The 16,939-nt window shown below is 41.6% G+C and carries 16 protein-coding genes; all 16 read right to left on the reverse strand.

The annotated features are described in order from the left end of the window. Positions 1 to 95: 95 nt before the first annotated feature. Positions 96 to 536 (reverse strand): DUF600 domain-containing protein, encoded by a 441-nt coding sequence (locus UR08_RS09600; RefSeq protein ID WP_115753424.1) that lies wholly within the window; start codon positions 534 to 536, stop codon positions 96 to 98. 12 nt (positions 537 to 548) lie between these two features. Then, positions 549 to 1,244, reverse strand: coding sequence for a DNA/RNA non-specific endonuclease (locus UR08_RS13125; protein ID WP_240616063.1), 696 nt, complete (start codon positions 1,242 to 1,244; stop codon positions 549 to 551). Between the two features lie 339 nt (positions 1,245 to 1,583). Next, on the reverse strand, positions 1,584 to 1,880 hold the full coding sequence (locus tag UR08_RS09610) for an SMI1/KNR4 family protein (protein ID WP_133296344.1): 297 nt from the start codon (positions 1,878 to 1,880) through the stop codon (positions 1,584 to 1,586). Positions 1,881 to 2,077: 197 nt separating this feature from the next. Then, positions 2,078 to 2,224, reverse strand: coding sequence for a hypothetical protein (locus UR08_RS13020; RefSeq protein ID WP_165849977.1), 147 nt, complete (start codon positions 2,222 to 2,224; stop codon positions 2,078 to 2,080). A 380-nt stretch (positions 2,225 to 2,604) separates the two neighbouring features. Continuing rightward, complete coding sequence (locus UR08_RS09615; protein WP_240616064.1) at positions 2,605 to 3,090, reverse strand: SMI1/KNR4 family protein; 486 nt, start codon at positions 3,088 to 3,090, stop codon at positions 2,605 to 2,607. 24 nt (positions 3,091 to 3,114) lie between these two features. After that, on the reverse strand, positions 3,115 to 4,881 hold the full coding sequence (locus tag UR08_RS09620) for an HNH endonuclease signature motif containing protein (protein WP_115753426.1): 1,767 nt from the start codon (positions 4,879 to 4,881) through the stop codon (positions 3,115 to 3,117). Continuing rightward, positions 4,878 to 5,225, reverse strand: coding sequence for a hypothetical protein (locus UR08_RS09625; RefSeq protein WP_115753427.1), 348 nt, complete (start codon positions 5,223 to 5,225; stop codon positions 4,878 to 4,880). Before UR08_RS09625 ends, UR08_RS09620 begins: the two co-directional genes overlap by 4 nt. Then, on the reverse strand, positions 5,206 to 5,922 hold the full coding sequence (locus UR08_RS09630; RefSeq protein WP_115753428.1) for a DUF5081 family protein: 717 nt from the start codon (positions 5,920 to 5,922) through the stop codon (positions 5,206 to 5,208). The genes UR08_RS09625 and UR08_RS09630 overlap by 20 nt, the downstream gene beginning before the upstream one ends. After that, on the reverse strand, positions 5,919 to 6,218 hold the full coding sequence (locus UR08_RS09635) for a WXG100 family type VII secretion target (protein ID WP_115753429.1): 300 nt from the start codon (positions 6,216 to 6,218) through the stop codon (positions 5,919 to 5,921). Before UR08_RS09635 ends, UR08_RS09630 begins: the two co-directional genes overlap by 4 nt. After that, positions 6,211 to 6,606, reverse strand: a complete 396-nt coding sequence (locus UR08_RS09640; protein ID WP_115753430.1) for a chorismate synthase — start codon at positions 6,604 to 6,606, stop codon at positions 6,211 to 6,213. Before UR08_RS09640 ends, UR08_RS09635 begins: the two co-directional genes overlap by 8 nt. Before the next feature lie 15 nt (positions 6,607 to 6,621). Then, a complete protein-coding gene (gene essC, locus UR08_RS09645; protein WP_115753431.1) occupies positions 6,622 to 11,121 on the reverse strand; it encodes a type VII secretion protein EssC in 4,500 nt (1,499 codons plus the stop codon). Positions 11,122 to 11,133: 12 nt separating this feature from the next. Continuing rightward, the gene (gene essB / locus UR08_RS09650) at positions 11,134 to 12,309 is read right to left on the reverse strand and encodes a type VII secretion protein EssB (protein ID WP_115753432.1); all 1,176 of its coding nucleotides are present in this window, start codon (positions 12,307 to 12,309) and stop codon (positions 11,134 to 11,136) included. 15 nt (positions 12,310 to 12,324) lie between these two features. Beyond that, positions 12,325 to 12,576, reverse strand: coding sequence for an EsaB/YukD family protein (locus UR08_RS09655; protein ID WP_115753433.1), 252 nt, complete (start codon positions 12,574 to 12,576; stop codon positions 12,325 to 12,327). Between the two features lie 14 nt (positions 12,577 to 12,590). Next, positions 12,591 to 13,097: a type VII secretion protein EssA gene (gene essA, locus UR08_RS09660; protein ID WP_115753434.1), complete on the reverse strand. Its 507-nt coding sequence runs from the start codon at positions 13,095 to 13,097 to the stop codon at positions 12,591 to 12,593. Beyond that, entirely contained in the window at positions 13,087 to 16,455 is a 3,369-nt protein-coding gene (gene esaA, locus UR08_RS09665; RefSeq protein WP_115753435.1) for a type VII secretion protein EsaA, read from the reverse strand. The genes essA and esaA overlap by 11 nt, the downstream gene beginning before the upstream one ends. Before the next feature lie 136 nt (positions 16,456 to 16,591). Beyond that, positions 16,592 to 16,885 carry a WXG100 family type VII secretion target gene (locus UR08_RS09670; protein ID WP_115753436.1) on the reverse strand — a complete coding sequence of 98 codons (294 nt, stop codon included), beginning with the start codon at positions 16,883 to 16,885 and terminating at the stop codon, positions 16,592 to 16,594. Positions 16,886 to 16,939 lie beyond the last annotated feature (54 nt).

Consider the following 16,939-nt stretch of genomic DNA (forward strand, 5'->3'; position numbering starts at 1 on the left):
CATCATCAAAAGTCCTCCTTTTTATCACAACTAATATTATATCTTAATCGTCTGATCCAGCTTTACTGGTTCGAAACTTGCGGGACGCTGCTACATTAATTATTTTCTACTTCCTCAAGCCAACTTTGTTCAACATCGTCTGCTGTTTTTTTAGCATCATTTGAATAAACTAAGTCATATTGATATTTTGCTTCTAAACTATTTTTTTTAATATCGTAAACCAGCTTCATCTCAGTAGGCATGGGCCTCCCAAATTGCTGACAAACTTTGTTAATCTGCTTTAAATCATCCATCAATATTTGCATAACTATTTTCTGTCTACCTATTGATACATCACAATTAGGTAATTCTTCATTTATCTTGTGTCTTTCTTTTACTTTTCCATTTATCCTATAAAAATAGCCCACTGAATAAACATTATTTTCATAAGAACAATATATATATATGTTATCCCCTGTGTTCTCTACATATTCCAAACAAATAGACACCATGTCTGCTTGCAATTCACTAAAATAATCTTCAAATACTTTAACCATGACCTCACCCCTCTAATTATCTATATGTTTACTATACCACTTACCCTCAATTGTGTAGTCAATATCAAAGCTTGAAGGTCTCAAACTAATATTATCATAGTTGACTTTAACATCCACACTAACTTTTTTCCCTTCTTCAATAGCTTTAGCCCATGTATTTTCAATATTTTTATACATTCCCTGATTAACTTTACTACTTTGAGAAATCAAATTGTCAATATCTGGTGAACCGCCAAATCTATCTCCTGCCAAATGTCCTGCATGATCTCCCTGTATCTTACCAGGGGTATTGGGGTTATGTTTCAGTCTATCTGTCCTACTTGTCAATTGAAGATCATCAGTTTTAAAATTGTCAATTCGTCCCAAAGAGTCCGTTTTATAGTGATAACCGAATTCACCAGTGATATATTGCTCATTTGGCTTCAACTTTCCATCAACTAAATGTGACCCATCAGTAATTATATCATCCGCTCCACGTCTTCCGCTACTCAAATTCAAATCATACTTCCTCAAGGCATCTTTCATCTTCTCCGTCGCATTCGCGACTTTCGAAGTTCCACCTGCCGGAAGCGCGCCGAGTCCATCCACCGCGAGTTTTCGCTGCGAGTTCACATTCAAATTGCCCTTAAAGTTATCCGCCACTTTTTTCGAAGACTCCTTCCGCGTTTCCTGAGCGACAAAATCATTTAAACGTATTGGCGGTGACAAATCAAAAAAGCTGACGTCTCATTCAGACGCCAGCTTTTAAATGGACTCCATTCGAATATTAGGATTCTCCCTCTGTTTTTTGAGGTAACCTTGGGTTGATCATCTTCTCTTAAAAAATCAGAATCAATTTTTATCTCTTTTTCCATGCTTCTCTCACCTTCTTTTATTGACACTATCAATTTGATTAGCTACAGTTTCATCCCATTTTTATAGAAAACACCAATACCTCCTATTTCTCGTGGAGGGATTGGCGTTTTTCGATAGTCTGAAACTAGTACCGAAATATACCAGTCCTTCATTTTATTCAAATCCTAATACTATCCATTCATCTACAATACCTCAAAAATTATTAGAATGTTCAGGTTGATCATCAACAAACCAAATTGCGGCATTTTCTTCAACTGGATTTTGATAGTCTAAAACAACATATCCTCCCATGCCAGTGCTAAAAAAAGGAAAAGAAGTTTCTAAATGAATTTTAATTGGCGATTCCAAAAAATCTAGAATTCCCCAATCATCTTCACTCATTTTATATATTTTACTGGTAGGTAATAAGCCCATTGCCTGACTAGGAAAATAATAAAAGCCATTATGCACCTTTTCATAAAACCTTTTAATAGAATCTGGGGTTTTCATCCAAAATTCTCGCAAGCTATCTGATGTCTTTTCAGAAGGTATAAGCCCTTCATAGTAATCTATTCCCCATCCATCATTTTTAATGAGTACAGTACCGAATAACTCCCATTTGATTTGATAATATCAACATCTACCAAGTTTTCAGATAGATACGCAATAGTATTTCGTAATTCATCTTGATTTTCTCTTTTCCAAATTTATATTGATTTAATCACACGTGTTTTTCTATCTTCTTCAAGAAATACTTCGTACCAATCCCCCAATAATTGAGGAAATTGTATATCTTTTATTGTTTGCAATTCCCCTTCTTTTCTAAATTGAGACAAATACTCTACTTTGTCCATTTCTTATTATTCACCTCATAACTTGTGATGATTAAAGACATTTGCTAGCTTTGAATTTTTCTTCATGCTTCCAACATATCTCGCTAGACTAAAATCCTTCCTTCACCATACAATTGGGCTGGCACAAGATATAAATTTAGAAGCTAAGGGGATATGAAAAGGAACCTTTACCATCAAAAGGTTCCTTTTAAATTCTAATGTAAAGAGCCATTTCTTCTAAAAAGTGGTACCAATATCGTTTTTCTATTCTTCCACACCACAAATAAATGCAACAACTATTTGCAACTTGATTAGTTAATCATACTACTCTAGCTATAGCTAAAACTTTGTCACTCGATTACTAATCTTGCGACAAAATGCTTTTTGTTTTTTTAATTATATTAAACATGTAAATCATTTAAAAAATCCACAAAATCAGATGAAATTTTTTCTACTACAGGCATGAACTCGTCTGATTCCTCGTGTAGCCAAACACAAACACTTGGTAATTCCCGATCTTCTCTAAAATCTAAACATATAAAATCACCCGCAAAAAGTATAGCTATAGGTATAATATTCATGCCTATTAAGTCTTCGTCATCAACTAGTCTTTCATCTAGCTCAGTTAAAACTACACCTATCTCACTCCAACTGACGTCTGTCAGCCTATCCCTATCCTCTTTGCTTAACAAGCACAAGAATCTCTCTATTAAATAATCTTTCTTACTTGAACTAAAAACATTTGTAACTGGAATAGCACCATTATATTTTTTCAAAAACTTTACATATTCTGTTGGTAACTGCACCTTATAAAAATCATTAAATTTTTTCACAGTTTCGTCAGAAGGAGGAACTAAAATACTACCTTTTTGTACTTCAAACATCATGACCAGCCCTTTCTAAAAATATATTTACCTAGGTGCATGAGACCAATTTCCTGGTGCTCTCCCGCCTTTATGCCAGGTTGAATTATGGATACCAAATTCTACAAGTTCCATTTTCCCTGATATTTCACTATGATGCCATGTATAGCCTTCTGGTCTAACACCATTTGGTAATTGACTATCTAACCATTGGAATTGTTCTTTATCAGTTTTCAACCACAACGATTCAGGTAAATCTTTAATTACATGTTCTCCATCAATTTTATAAATGACACCTGCCTCTGCAAAATCTGGATACTTAGTTTCTGCCTTCATATTAATTTTAGGAACGTCACCAGAATTTATTGCTAATTCTTTTATTTCTTTTCTTTGCTTTGCAGTTAGCTTGTCTCCCCCTACAATATCTTGCCAACTCCATGTTTTATTAGACTTAACTTTTTCAGCATATAATTTTGCATAGTCTTCTACAACATCATCAAATGTTGCAGTGCCTTTAACAAAGTCATTAACCCCACTAGCTTCTTTCCCTACAATCTTGCTACTTTCACCAATTATATCATCCGCTCCGCGTCTTCCGCTACTCAAATTCAGATCATACTTCCTCAAGGCATCTTTCATCTTCTCCGTCGCATTCGCGACTTTCGAAGTTCCACCTGCTGGAAGCGCACCGAGTCCATCCACCGCGAGTTTCCGCCTTGAGTTCAAATTCAAATTGCCCTTAAAGTTATCCGCCACTTTCCCAACTTCATCAAGCCCTTTGATTCCTTTCTCGATCCCTCTATGTACCGCTTCTTTCGCTGTCGTTTTCAAACTGTTAATCCGCGTCAAGGCTTTACTCTTGCCCAGTTTAATCAAATCATCCGCTTTCGACGGGATATTTTTCATCCCTTTCAGCACATTATCACTTAAACTAGCCAGCTTCGACCCCGACCGTATCGCCTGCGTGCCGCCCGAAAAAGCTTTCATTCCAGGCACAATATCTAGAAGCGAAAACGCCCCACGCATCACGCGCTCCGACGTATCCAGTTCGCGACCCGTCAGCCAGTCCTTCCCGCGCACAGCCGCACTCATTTCGAGCGTTCCATAAGCCACACCAAGTGCTAGACCTGCCGGCGGACAGAAAATACTCACACCAACAATCGCCACCGTCGCCACGACATTCACCCAAAACTCTTTTTTCTGTTGTTCATCTTTGATCGACGTGTACTCAAAAGCCCGTGAATTAATCATCGCTGCGCGGAAATCTTTTTGACTCACATCTTGATCCTTATTTTGCCTTTTCCATTCCTCATACTGGATTTTCATTTGATCGGCATAATAATTATCGCCGCTCAGTAAATCATCCAAACTGACTTCTTTTTTCGGAACTTCAATTTCTTCCCGCGTGTAGCTATTTGCGTACGTCGTCATCGTCGTTGTGGCACCGATCCGGTTTTTCGTCGTAAACTTCGAAGCATCCAAATCGCGCATACCTTCCACAAATTCATCTAGCGCTTCATAAAAAGGCTGATCAATTTTGTCCTCTACAAGACTTCCAGCTTCTCCCGCAAAATCATATAAAACTTCAAAGTCCTCGAATAAACTTTGATATTTGCTTTTATTGTCCGTATGCGAAAAAGAAATGGCTCCATCTGCATCTAGCCTCGCAATATCACTTTCAGCCTCTTCCAAGTTTTTCGAAACAGCCTTCAAGCTATCAATCGCGCCTTTTCCCCAAACGCCTTTCCCGATTAAGCTCCCGATGCTTTTCTCGGCTTTCTCAAAATCCGCTTCGATGTAGTGAACATCCTTCATCCTTTATCGCCTCCAATGTTCAGCGATGCGATAATTTTTTCGCCCACTTCTTGGTCAGCTTGGATCATCGCATTTAGCGTTTCAAAGACAAGTGAAGATGCACGTGCATAGTGATCCTGCAATTCCAAAACGCGATCATTTGCATCGGATACTTTCTTCATCGCTTTTTTTGCTTTTCCGGCCGTTACATAGTTTTGGTGATTGATATTCTTAATCGCCGGCGCAATCACCGATTCGAATTCATTGGCAATCGCCATTAGTTCATTTGCAATATGTGTCAGTTCATCCGGATTGATCGAGATCGTTCCTGAACCGCCCGCTCCACTAAATGCCTGTTGTGCCATTTTCTAGCGCCTCCTTCACTGGAAACTTCAATTCACGGTAAAGCTCATTCCACAGCCAATAACCGCTCACCTGATAATACGCCTCACGTACCACGTCAACCGCAATCAGCCGCTCTTTCCAAACAAATAAGAAATACTGCTGATAAAAGTCACGGTTTTCTTCCACGCGTGGCTCCTCGTTTACGTGAAAATATTCCATGCTCAAAAAACGTTCGTCAGGCTCACTTAATGCCGCCAATTCAGCGTCTTCCGCACTAAGCTCGCGCATCAAAAACGATTTCTCTTCTTCTGGCATCGTTCTCCCAAGTAGCGGGAACTGCTGGTTTAGAAGTTGCAAAATGAATACTTTATCCATGACTTCGAACCGGTAAGCGGAATCCTCTTCCACTTCAATCAGCAAATACGCGTTCTCAGAATCATCATCCCGAAACCCGAATAGAAATTGATTGAGCCGAACATACGACTGACAGCTTTGATAATTTTCAAGTGATTCTACAACGAGTGCTCCCCCGTCTGTCAGTTCGCCAGTTTCATTTAGAATCCCTTTCTCTTGAAGCGCCTCATATCCTTCACGAAAACCATCTTCGCCTTGCAGCTGGAAAACCGCTCGGTCCGGTAGACCGAAAACGGATTCCCCGCCAAAGGCAGAAGCGATCAAAAATAGTTCTTCAACACGAAAAGTATCCTGTGCTGTCATAGTCGTTTCACCTCACGTACTTGACTTGATTCTTCAAAGTCAGCTTCAAATTCAGACAATTTCTGCAAAGCCTTTCTTTGCTTCTTGTAGCGTGATTTAACTTCCTTGTGGTATTTTTCGATCAGCTCAATATAGGTCAAAAAACTATCCCGCGCTTTCCCGTCCCACTTTGCACTGGCTACATAGGAGGTCAAGTCTGAACATTTTTTATGCGTTTCGCGAAGTGAGTCTTCGACAATTTTGGCTTGCGCTTTTGCTTCTGCAACTTTGCTCGCTTTGATCTTCACATTACCCATTCTTTAGCCGCTCCTCCCGTTCTTTCCGCTCTTTTTCTTTCTTCGCTTCCTTAACAGCTGCTTCGTGGATCGCTTGTGCTTTGTATTCTGCGTACTTGTCATATGCTTTGTTTTTCGCACTGACGAGCTTCGAACGCTTATCTGCTTCACTGCTGATGTATTTCGCAAGCTTCGCCGTTAATTTCTCCCGTTTCTGATCAAAATCATTAGAGGGGATTTTACTGTTCGACATATTGGGTACGCCGTGTTTATAGCTACTAAAAGTGTCTTTAGCTTCAGCCATTTTATCATCGTGCTCACGAATTGCATCCTTTAGCAAATCGTGCAATTTATCATAGTCATCTCGCTTTTGTTCTGTCGGAGTATTAAAAAATCCAAATATACCCATTTTATCCCCTCCTTCTTATAGTGGTGCAACCAGTTTAATCCGCTCAGCTTGCCCTTGTCTGATATAGTAAGCTTCATACGGCGGTAGCGGTTGTTCTTTATATGGCTTGTTCATGACTTCAAGCACATTTTGATCGATGATTCTGCCCACTAAGATGCCAACTTTTTGTTTCTTGAATACGCCCGAAATCTCGTCGTAAGCGCGGTAAATTTGTCCACTTACAGCACCAGCAACAAAGTAGATGCCCACCTTCTCGCCTTGCTCCACAAGTTTTTGGAGTGGTTTCTGTGCATCAAGCGCAGCAGTTTCCGCTAAGAATGCCGTATCCGCCACAAGCACGACGATTGGTTCAAATTGCTTAGAAAACTCTTGTAAGGTAACGCCAGTAGCCTGAACGTCTCGCCAAGCATGTTCACGATTTTCAAACGCACCTGAAAGCTCAACAATCGTAGAAGTAAAGCTCGCCTCATCGCTCGCATATAAATCGACTTGATTTTGGTATGTGCCAAAGCGAGATGAACCATTATCAAACAACGCCACTTGAATGCCCGCGCTCTTCACAGCCATTTCCAAGATCGATTGCATCGACCGTTCCACAACATCTGGTGAGTCTGCAAGAACGAGAGTGTGACCACGCTGATTTAATGATAAATCAAACGGCTGAACGTCTTCGAAATCGACCGCAAATGGGATTCCCCCGTTTTCGAGCATCTCGGTTACTTCTTTCTTCTCCAAGTATTCCGCAATCGGCAGAACATCCGGTACCATCGGAATCGCATCCGGCACGCTGCCAGTCCATGCTTCGCTCATTCGCTTACTTTCCGCCTGCAGATTCTCGATGATCTCAAGCGTATCCGCACCCGCAACTGGAAGTGCCGTTTGGAACGAAGTTGGGTTCTCAAGTTTCACAAGTCCACGCCCCGCGATTTCCTCAATCGTCAAGTCGGTTTTCCCTACAATATTGCGTGGTTCCGTCGGGTCAATCATGTAAAGCGCAATCTGCGTCTTAATATTCGCAAGCACTTGTATCCGAATCGCATTCGAACGTACCGCACTGATCGCAAGATGAATCCCAACGCCCGCACCTTCACGAGCCACTTGCGCAACAAGTCTTTCAAAGTCATCTTTGTATGGCGATTCCGCAACCGAGTCAAACGCATCAATCACAAGCAGAATCGAAGGAACCTCTGTCCCGCTAGCTTTTTCATACATGCCAATGTTCGCAACCCCATATTCGCTCAGTTTTTGCTTCCGAACTTTAAGTTCACGCGTAATCCGGCGAATCAGCTTTTGCATCTTGATTTCTTCATCCACCATGATCGTATCCGCAACTTGCGGCAGATCCTTAAGCGGTAAAAGGCCATTCGTTCCTAAATCTAGCAAGTAGATATGCAACCGTTCTGGGCTATGCTCTCGAGCAAGGTCCATCGCAACCGTTTGAAGGAAAGTTGATTTCCCGTATCCTGGACTTGAAAAGACTGCTAAATGCCCATCTTTCGCAAGGTCAAGCGTAAGTGGTTCCTGCGCTTGCATTTCTGGAATATCTAAGAAACCAATTGTCGCAAGAAGCGGCGCTTTTTCGCCTGCCCATTCTGTCATATAATCCACTGGATGGAGCTCCGGCAAGAAGATTTGCTCTTCAAGCGGCGGCAGCCAAGGACGCGGTAGCGGTTCAATCCCTTCCGCTTCCGTATATTCATGAATGTAGTCAATCACGGCATCCAGTTCAGATGGCAGTTTCGTCAAGTCTTCCTTCTTATCGAGCCCGCTCAAATCTTCCGTTAAAATGTCGTATTGCCCTAATTCATTGATTGCATAAATCGTTGTATCGAGATAATCCTCATCTTCCTTATCAGGCACATAATCCGCGCCACTCCAAGCACTTTGGAACAACTCATAAATTTCATTGTTTCCGACTTGTAAGTAAGCTCGCCCAGGAAGCGTAATATCCGCCGCATCTGGCGTTTTCAAGATTTCATTCGAATCACTCGCATTTTGTACCTTAAGCGCCAACTTAAATTTCGAGTTCGACCAGATTTGGTCATCAACAACCCCACTTGGTTTTTGCGTCGCAAGAATCAAGTGAATCCCAAGCGAACGCCCGATCCGTGCTGTTGAAACAAGTTCCTTCATGAATTCTGGTTGTTCCGATTTAAGTTCCGCAAACTCATCTGAAATTAGGAATAAATGCGGCATTGGTTCGCTCGCTTTGCCTTGTTTGTAGAGTTTTTGATACTGATTGATATGGTTCACATCGTGCTCACCAAATAAACGCTGCCGCTTTTGCAACTCCGCTTTAATCGAAGCAAGCGCACGCATCGACTGCGCCCCATCCAAGTTCGTGATCGTTCCCAGTAAATGCGGCATGTTCTTGAACAAGTTCGCCATTCCGCCACCTTTATAGTCAATCAAAAGAAACGCCACTTCATACGGATGGAAATTCACAGCAAGTGAAATAATATACGATTGGATAATTTCGGATTTCCCTGAACCCGTCGTACCGGCAACAAGACCATGTGGCCCGTGCGCTTTTTCATGCAGATTCAAGTTGACAATGTCATCTTTTCCGCGCAGCCCAAGAGGCACAGCCAAACTCTTATATGTTTCATTTTGTGTCCAGCGGTTTCCAATATTTAATTCTTCCACGCGTTCCACATTATACATTTCGAGGAACGTCACCGCTTCCGGAATCGAGTTTTTCAAATTTTGAAGGTGATTAAGCGGCGCAAGCGCACGCGAAATCATTTCCTTATCAAAGTTTTCCGGCAAGTGATCGGGTGCAAATGCCCGGTTCACAAGGTCGCCTTGCTCAAGAATAATATTTCCGCTTCTATGGTCACGAATATCGACAACCGTCCGCACATGTTCAGGCAAGCTTTGCATCACATCTTGAACAAATACAAGCGAAACTCCAAGTTCCGATGGATCTTCATTAAAGAATTCCATCACCGTGTGGTCTAAAATCAATTTTTCATCGGTAATCAACACCACATAATGTGGCGCAAAAAACAGTTTTTCATTTTTGTTCGGTCTTTCAGCAAGTGCCTGTTTCCGCTCTTTCAAAATTTGGTAGAGTGAATTTAACACTTGATCCCGCGAGCGCTCATGATAAACAAAGCCGCGGACATTGACATCGCGCAAGTTTGCATGTGGCAGCCAGCGCATCCATTCCCAATTTTCCTTTTCTTCTTCCGGGAAAATCGTCACAAATTGCAAATCATAATAACTATGAAATAGCGCCGTTTGCATCACAAGCATTTGCAGTTGTTCTAGCACGAGACCACGTGGACCGATATACCCAACCGGGCCATTCATCAAATCTGTCGCAACTGGAACATTGTTCACATCGATATATTGCCCTTTAAGCCGACTTGCCGCTTCTGCAAGTGGATCTTTATCTTGCGAAAACTCCTCTTCCTTATAATCTACAGAAAAACTGATCGGCTCTGTTCCCGTCCCAACTCGGAAAGTCAGGAAGTCATGATGCAATCTTGTTTTTTCATAAATTCGTGAATCCACACGCGTTGCCATCTCCGCAATTTCTTCCACAGATGGATAATGATAAAGCAAAGCTTGACGTTGTTTCTCGCTCGCTTGATGGAAATCCTTCGTGCGGCGTTTCAAATACAAATCGTAGCTTTCTTCGCGTTCTTTCGTCTTCACTTTATATTCCTTGCGATTTTTAATATACGTAACAAGTGACATGATAACCGTCATCCCTGTCATCGCAAGTGTCATCAAAATATAAATGCCACGTGGTTGGAAAATCGAGATCAACACTGTGATTGCAATCATCACAAGCGGAGGTAAAATCAATTTTAATAGTCCTTCCGATGGCTTTGCAGGCACTGCAGAAGGTTTTGCTAACGTAAACTTATCCTCTGGCGCACGGTAAATAATCCGTGGTGAACGGTGATAATCTGGATAATCCGGTCCAAAAGCATTATCCGCCGCAAATAATGGCGCAAGATGCGTCGAAATCCGAGATTTGACCGCCGCAATCGTCAAATCATCTTGACCGATCGTAAGCGTAATCCCATCCACATACAGTTGATCGCCAACTTGGAGCTCTTCACGCCCCGTTAAGCGTTCAAAATTGTGATAAACTTCTCCAGCGAAAACTTGCACGGAGAAAGTTTGCGTTTTGTCATCGCGTACAAAGACAAAATCCGCATTTGTACCCGCAAGCACCACATCATTTTCTTTTCCCGCACCAAAAGTGAGCACAAGTTTGCCAGCCGTATCAAATGACTGCACATCCACATTTTCTGTCAGGTAAAGCGACAACCGTTCGTTCTCGCCTACTTCAAGCTCTTGCTTTTGATCAAGCTCAAGTGCCGTATTTCCTGCCATCCACATATCGTCTTCAAAACGCACGTTAACCGCTTCAGGAAACTCTGGATAAAATACCGCCGCTTCCTTGTTGCCGCTGATCTCCGTCACCTTATCAGGAGACACGTGCTGCTTATGACAAGCTTTCCCGTTACTAACAATAAGTAAAGTATTCTGTCCCATCTTCATTCTCCCCTATTTGGATTCGGAATCGTTTTTCCCGTTGATTTTTTCCATGTATTTCTTCAGTTCTGCTTCAATTTCCGATTGTTTCTTCACAGACTCATCACCAGAAAGCGTCTTATCATTTTGGACTTCTTCCAGCTGTTTCGTAAGCGCATAAACCACGAGTTCGTTATCTTGAAGCCGTTTTCCAGAATCGAGCGACTCGCCAAATTCACCACGCCCATTATAAATCCAGTAAAGCAAATACTGCTCATCCGATTTCAAGCTAACATTCTTCATGATGTTGTCTTTACGCTTGTCATCAAGCTTCTCGCCTTGCAAATAAGAATAAGCCAGCTCATATTTCGAAGCTTGCGGTAATTTTTCCGGATTGTCATTTTCCAAGTCCGAAATCACTTTCGTATAGTCCGTTTTGAGGAAATCCTCGTTCGCCAAAAGCAAGTCGTTTTGATAAGGCACCTTGAAAAACGCAAAATAAACCACCGGCCCAGCAAGTAGCAACGTCGCAATGATAAAGCCAACCGCAAGCCCTCTAAACGTCCGGAACTGCTTCTTCGGAATCAACATCATCTTCCGTTTCGAATCCGCTAATTCTTTTTCAAACGATTCTTGCAAGAAACTTTCGATTTCCTCTGTCGTCTTTGCGTCTGCTAACTGCCGCTCAAAATTGGTTCCCCGAGCGTTTTTAAGAGACCCGGCATATAAATTGTCAAATTGGTATTTCTTTGAAAACATCGCCACACAAAGCGATTGATATTGCTTAAAGAACAACTCATCCGTAAGATCATATGGATGAATAATCCCTTTTAACCCGCGGTGAACGATTTTCGGCATCAAATTTTCATCAAAAACAAGATTTCCCGGGTGAAGGAAAAACGTAAAACGCGTCCCAATAAGCGCCTTTAGTTCTGCCACATTTTTAAGTGCCCGTAATTTATCTTTCCGCTCCATTTGACTTACCTCTTCAAAGCGGTACATCGTATCTGCAATTTCATAGCAAAACGTATACGTTTCCTTTTCATGTTCAATCTTCACAGGAACAAAGTATGGCGACGGTTTCGTTAAAATCTCTAGTTGAGCCGCATCTTTAATCCGCGTACGCGATTCAACAAAGCTCACACGCCATTCATTTTGTTCGCAGGTAAAATCATATGTAACACCATCAATTTCAATTGTACTTTTCATCATCTCGGCTCCCTTTTATAAAATTTCTAAGATGTCCCCGTTTGTAATCGGATAATCCACCATTTTGTCATCATCACTTAATAAAATGCCTTTATTCACAGCTTTAATAGAACATTTCGAAGCATCTGGCATATCGATCTTAAGCGTTTCTTTCAAATTATCAATCAAAGCCCGCACCGGCTGCCCGACAGGAATGCGCAAATCATATACTTCAGCGCCCCACTTCGAAAAATCCACCGTCACGTTCAAATGCGTCTCTTTCGCCATTTCTTAATCCTCCCTTATTCCATGATGTTTCGACTTGCAAAATAAATCCCGCCAACAAGGGCCACAACAACGGCTCCAATAATCACAAATAGCGACTTAGATTCCGTATTTTTTTCTTCCTTAGCTTGATCGTCAAGCTCCGCCTCAGAAGCTTGAGCCACGTTCGTTTTCTTAAAAAGCTCCTTCTGCGCGGTTTTCGCCGTCTCATCCTTCACCGGTTTTCCCGTAAACAGCTGATCCTGCATATCTTTAAAATTCTTTTTATCCTTTTTCTGTTGTGCTTTAATCTTTTTTTCAAGATCTTTGGTGAAAAGTGGCAATTCCAATTGATCGAGCATTGTCGGCTCCGCCTTCTTAAGCTCCTCTTGCTTTTCCTCATCAGTCTTTTGCAGGCGATCCGTTTTTAAATCCATGCTGCCATCACTTTCCAAATAACCCGTTCCTGCTGCAAGCGCGAGGGGAGCAGCAGAAAAACAAGCCAGTATCACAAGCAAGCTTAAACTTAACAGCTTAACTTTCATGTGCTCCCTCTCCTTTCGCTTCAGCCATTCCTTTTTTCACAACGAACAAGTTACAAACAATCAGAAGTATCGCAATACCGATACAAACATAAGTCAAAATCAAAATATTGCTTTCGCCATTCAAAATTCGGCTAAGTAGCGTTTCTAAATATTGTAGTGGTGAAAACTTCTGCACCGTTCCAAACATAGAAGACTTATCAACATTTAGCCCGATCGCATCCGTTAAGAATAAATACATGCTTAATACAAGTAAGATGATAAACATTCCACCCATTTGCAATTGACGTAGTAAATACGTACAACCCGATACCAGAAGTAGCATCAAGAGCAAACAAATGCCCATCCAGAAGAAGTAACCAATTTCACTCACATCAAAAATCTTTCCAGAAATCAGTCCGATCAGTAATCCTTCAATGACCGCGACACCAACCGTTACACTTGTAATCGGCAAGTTACGCGAAGCAAGCGAAAGCTCTTCTCGGAATTGGTCATTTTGAATGCGGCGTTTCTCAAAGGCAGAAATCACATACCCTGAGAATAAAGCGATGATCGTACAAATCAGCACCATATAGTAAGGTGTCGTTTTATCAGCCGCTACAATCGCCTTACCATTTACTTTTTCAACCGGACTACTCAAGAAGTTATATAAGTTTTCATTTTGACGATCCCCAATTCGACTGTTCTTCATCACCTTCGAAAAGTTCTTCGAGAAAGTTTGATCTGCTCGCAATTTTTTCGCAAGCGAGCCTGATAAGCCACCCGCTTCTGAAATCAAATCTTCGCCACTTTTTTGAATATTTTTCGCTTCCTGGTCGATCGCATCAAACGTGTCATACACGCCTTTTGCTGAATCCAAGTTATGCCCTGTCGAGTCTGCCAAACTCTGACTCATAGCAAGCAAGCTTCCAAATGAACTATCTAGCGCCATAGCAGCCGCCATTTCATCCGAACTATTCCCAAGCACAACTTGATTTTCCGAAACAAGCCCCGAACTCTTCTCGCGCCAAGTATCAATATCTTGTAACATTCTCGCTAGATTTTCATTTTGACTAATCGCCTCTTGATTCGCTGCAATCAGCCGCGCTGCCACATCTTGGGAACGCGAATCCGCGTCACCCATCACTTGTTTATAATCAGCAATCCGCGACTCAAACGCAGCCAATTTTTCTTTATAAGCCTTTGTCAAATTCCCCGAAGCTTTCGCCGCAAATGCTTCTAGCAAATCATCTCGGTTAAAAATCGCATAGTATGAATTAGCCGTCGCTTGGCTATCCAGCGAACCACTTGGCGTATATTCACTATTCCAAGGATTAAGTCCGTAATAAAGTTGGAATAAAAGCCCTGTCCGCTCGTAATTTCGCACAATCGAACGAAGCTCTTTAAACATATTCGTCAAATTAAAATCATCCTTGCTATAAAACGGCAAGTCTTCAAATTCAAACGAATAAACTTCCTGAATAAACGTTTCTTTCTTCGTTTCAACAGTTGGCTGACCTCCTTCAGATCCTGATCCAGTGCCACCTTCACCTGCACCTTCTTCGCCGCTACCTGTTGACCCGTCGCCTGTCGTTCCATCCGAAGAGCCATCCGACCCAGTCGTCCCGCCTCCGGTTCCTGGATCAGGCGTTACACTTGTATCTTCAACCACTTCTTTCTCAACTTTCTGCATAGCCGCTGCATTAATTTTCAGCGAACCAAAAATGGGAACTTCACCTGCTGTTATGCCATCTTTCAATTTGGCCGTCGCCGAAATCGTATAAGTTCCCGCTTCGCCATTCGCTTGTGAAAACTTAATAATAGTTTGGCCACCATTTTGCTCCACAAATTGGAATCCTATATTTTGCCCATCTTTAGACAAAACTAAATTCTCCAAGTCAAACTTGCTATCCAAATTTAAACGAATTTCCGTTTCCGTGCCAGGATCCGTTTCAGGGAGATTGAGCGGTTTCGATTCAATCGCCATCCCCGTTTCCTTCAATTCCTGCACTTTCTCGTTTTGCGCCTTAACAATCTGGCTATCAATGAGATTTTCAGATGGATTTTGCGCTTTCTCCGCATCGTTGAATTTTTCAGGGTGCTCATTCATGTATTGCTTGGCCAGTTTCTTAATCTTCTTGTACGCTTCCGTATCAATACCAAGCATCGCCGCGTCATCTTCCGTGAAATATTGCAATTTGTGAATAGAATCCTCAATCGTCTTCGTAAAACGCTTATTGATATCCGGATCAAGCGTAGCCATCGTGAATTTTTCATCCGATCCCCCAGCATCCCCGGAAAGAATCCGAATCAAATCTTGTCTAACCGCATCTTGAATTTCCGCATTGATCGTATCATTAAGCGATTGGTCAACCGCCATAATTCGCGAATTAACGTCCGCTATATAATTTTGCAGTTGTTGCGTTTGCGTCATTAGCGACGCCGTATTTTCTGCCGTTGTTAGTTCCCGATATAAAAGTGCATTCGCTTGCTGTAAAGCTCCCAGCTGACTTTGCACATTGTCCGCAGATAAACTCGCCGTGTACTTCTGCAAATTGTCTTCAAATGCCGCTCCAAAAGGTGTATGATCCTGTTGCATCTTAAGTAGACTAGCAAGGTCCGTCCCGTAAACTTTATTTCCCTGATCCGCCTCTAAAAGAGATTTTTCATGTCCCTTTAGCAAATCTTGAAATCCCGTGAAACTTTCTTTCGAGCTACCTGTGTAGTCTTGCACTGCTTTAAATTGATCCGTATAACTTGCTAACGGATCATGGACCGCCACGTTATAACGATCATTATGTTTCTTTTCCTTATTAACTAAATCCTTGATATTGTCTTGTGACTCTTGCAAGTTCGTTAAAATGCTTGCAAAATAAACATCAATCACACGCTGATTCATGTCCGAAAGTAGGTCAGAAGCTGTTTTTTCCGCTTCCGATTTTAAATCATTATTTCCCGTATCATTAATCTTGTAATAGATTTGTATCTTCTCTGGTGAATTCGATGTCAGTGACAAGGCTTTTTTCGAAAAGTCACTTGGGATCACGATCATCAAATTATAAATATCCCGTTTTAGTCCACTTTCAGCAACACCACGACTTACCGTTGCCCAGTCGTGCTTTTTATCTTTCAACACACTCGTCTGGATATCATTTCCAAACAAATAGTCTTTTCCCGAAAGTTTCGCTCCTTGGTCTTCATTGACTAGCGCCACATTCATTTTTTGTACTTGCTCACTTTTAGTCGCACTATCTCGTTTTTCATTCTGGCTCTGATTTTGATTTTTGCTAATGGACTGATTCAACCCCAAAATAGAGACAGAAGCCGTTAACCCGATTGCTAGAATCAAAAACAGCAGTATTTTCCATTTTATTTTCCGCATTATCCTGTTTAGTCACTCCCGCTTTTTTCAACTTGCTCTATTCCCAGACACTTGTGTATCTTTCAGAAAAAGCCATGTAACGAAGGGCTACATGGCTTTTCAAGACACACAATTATGTATGTTTCCAGGCAGAAAATTAGAAACCAAAGTTTTGAGAAAGCTGTTGGTCTTGCTCTTCCACCGCAGTTGCAGTTTTTTGAAGTTGTTGTTCAATTTGATCCATCAAGTTCGCGAATTCAGTCACTTTTGGTTTCAATTGATTAAACTGATCATCAAAACGTTGGAAAGCTTGACCTTCCCACTCACTGCGAAGTTGCTCTTGTAGTTGAGACAAGCGTTGTAGCATTTGTTCGATGTCACGAGCACTTGTTCCATAAGTTTTTGCACGATCCCGTAATTCAGCTGGGGTCATTCTGATTTGTCCAGACATGAAAATTCATCTCCTCTTTTTGTAATTATTTCGATAAAATTTTACCATACTTTG

Source organism: Listeria kieliensis (assembly GCF_003369925.1).
Lineage (GTDB): Bacteria > Bacillota > Bacilli > Lactobacillales > Listeriaceae > Listeria > Listeria kieliensis_A.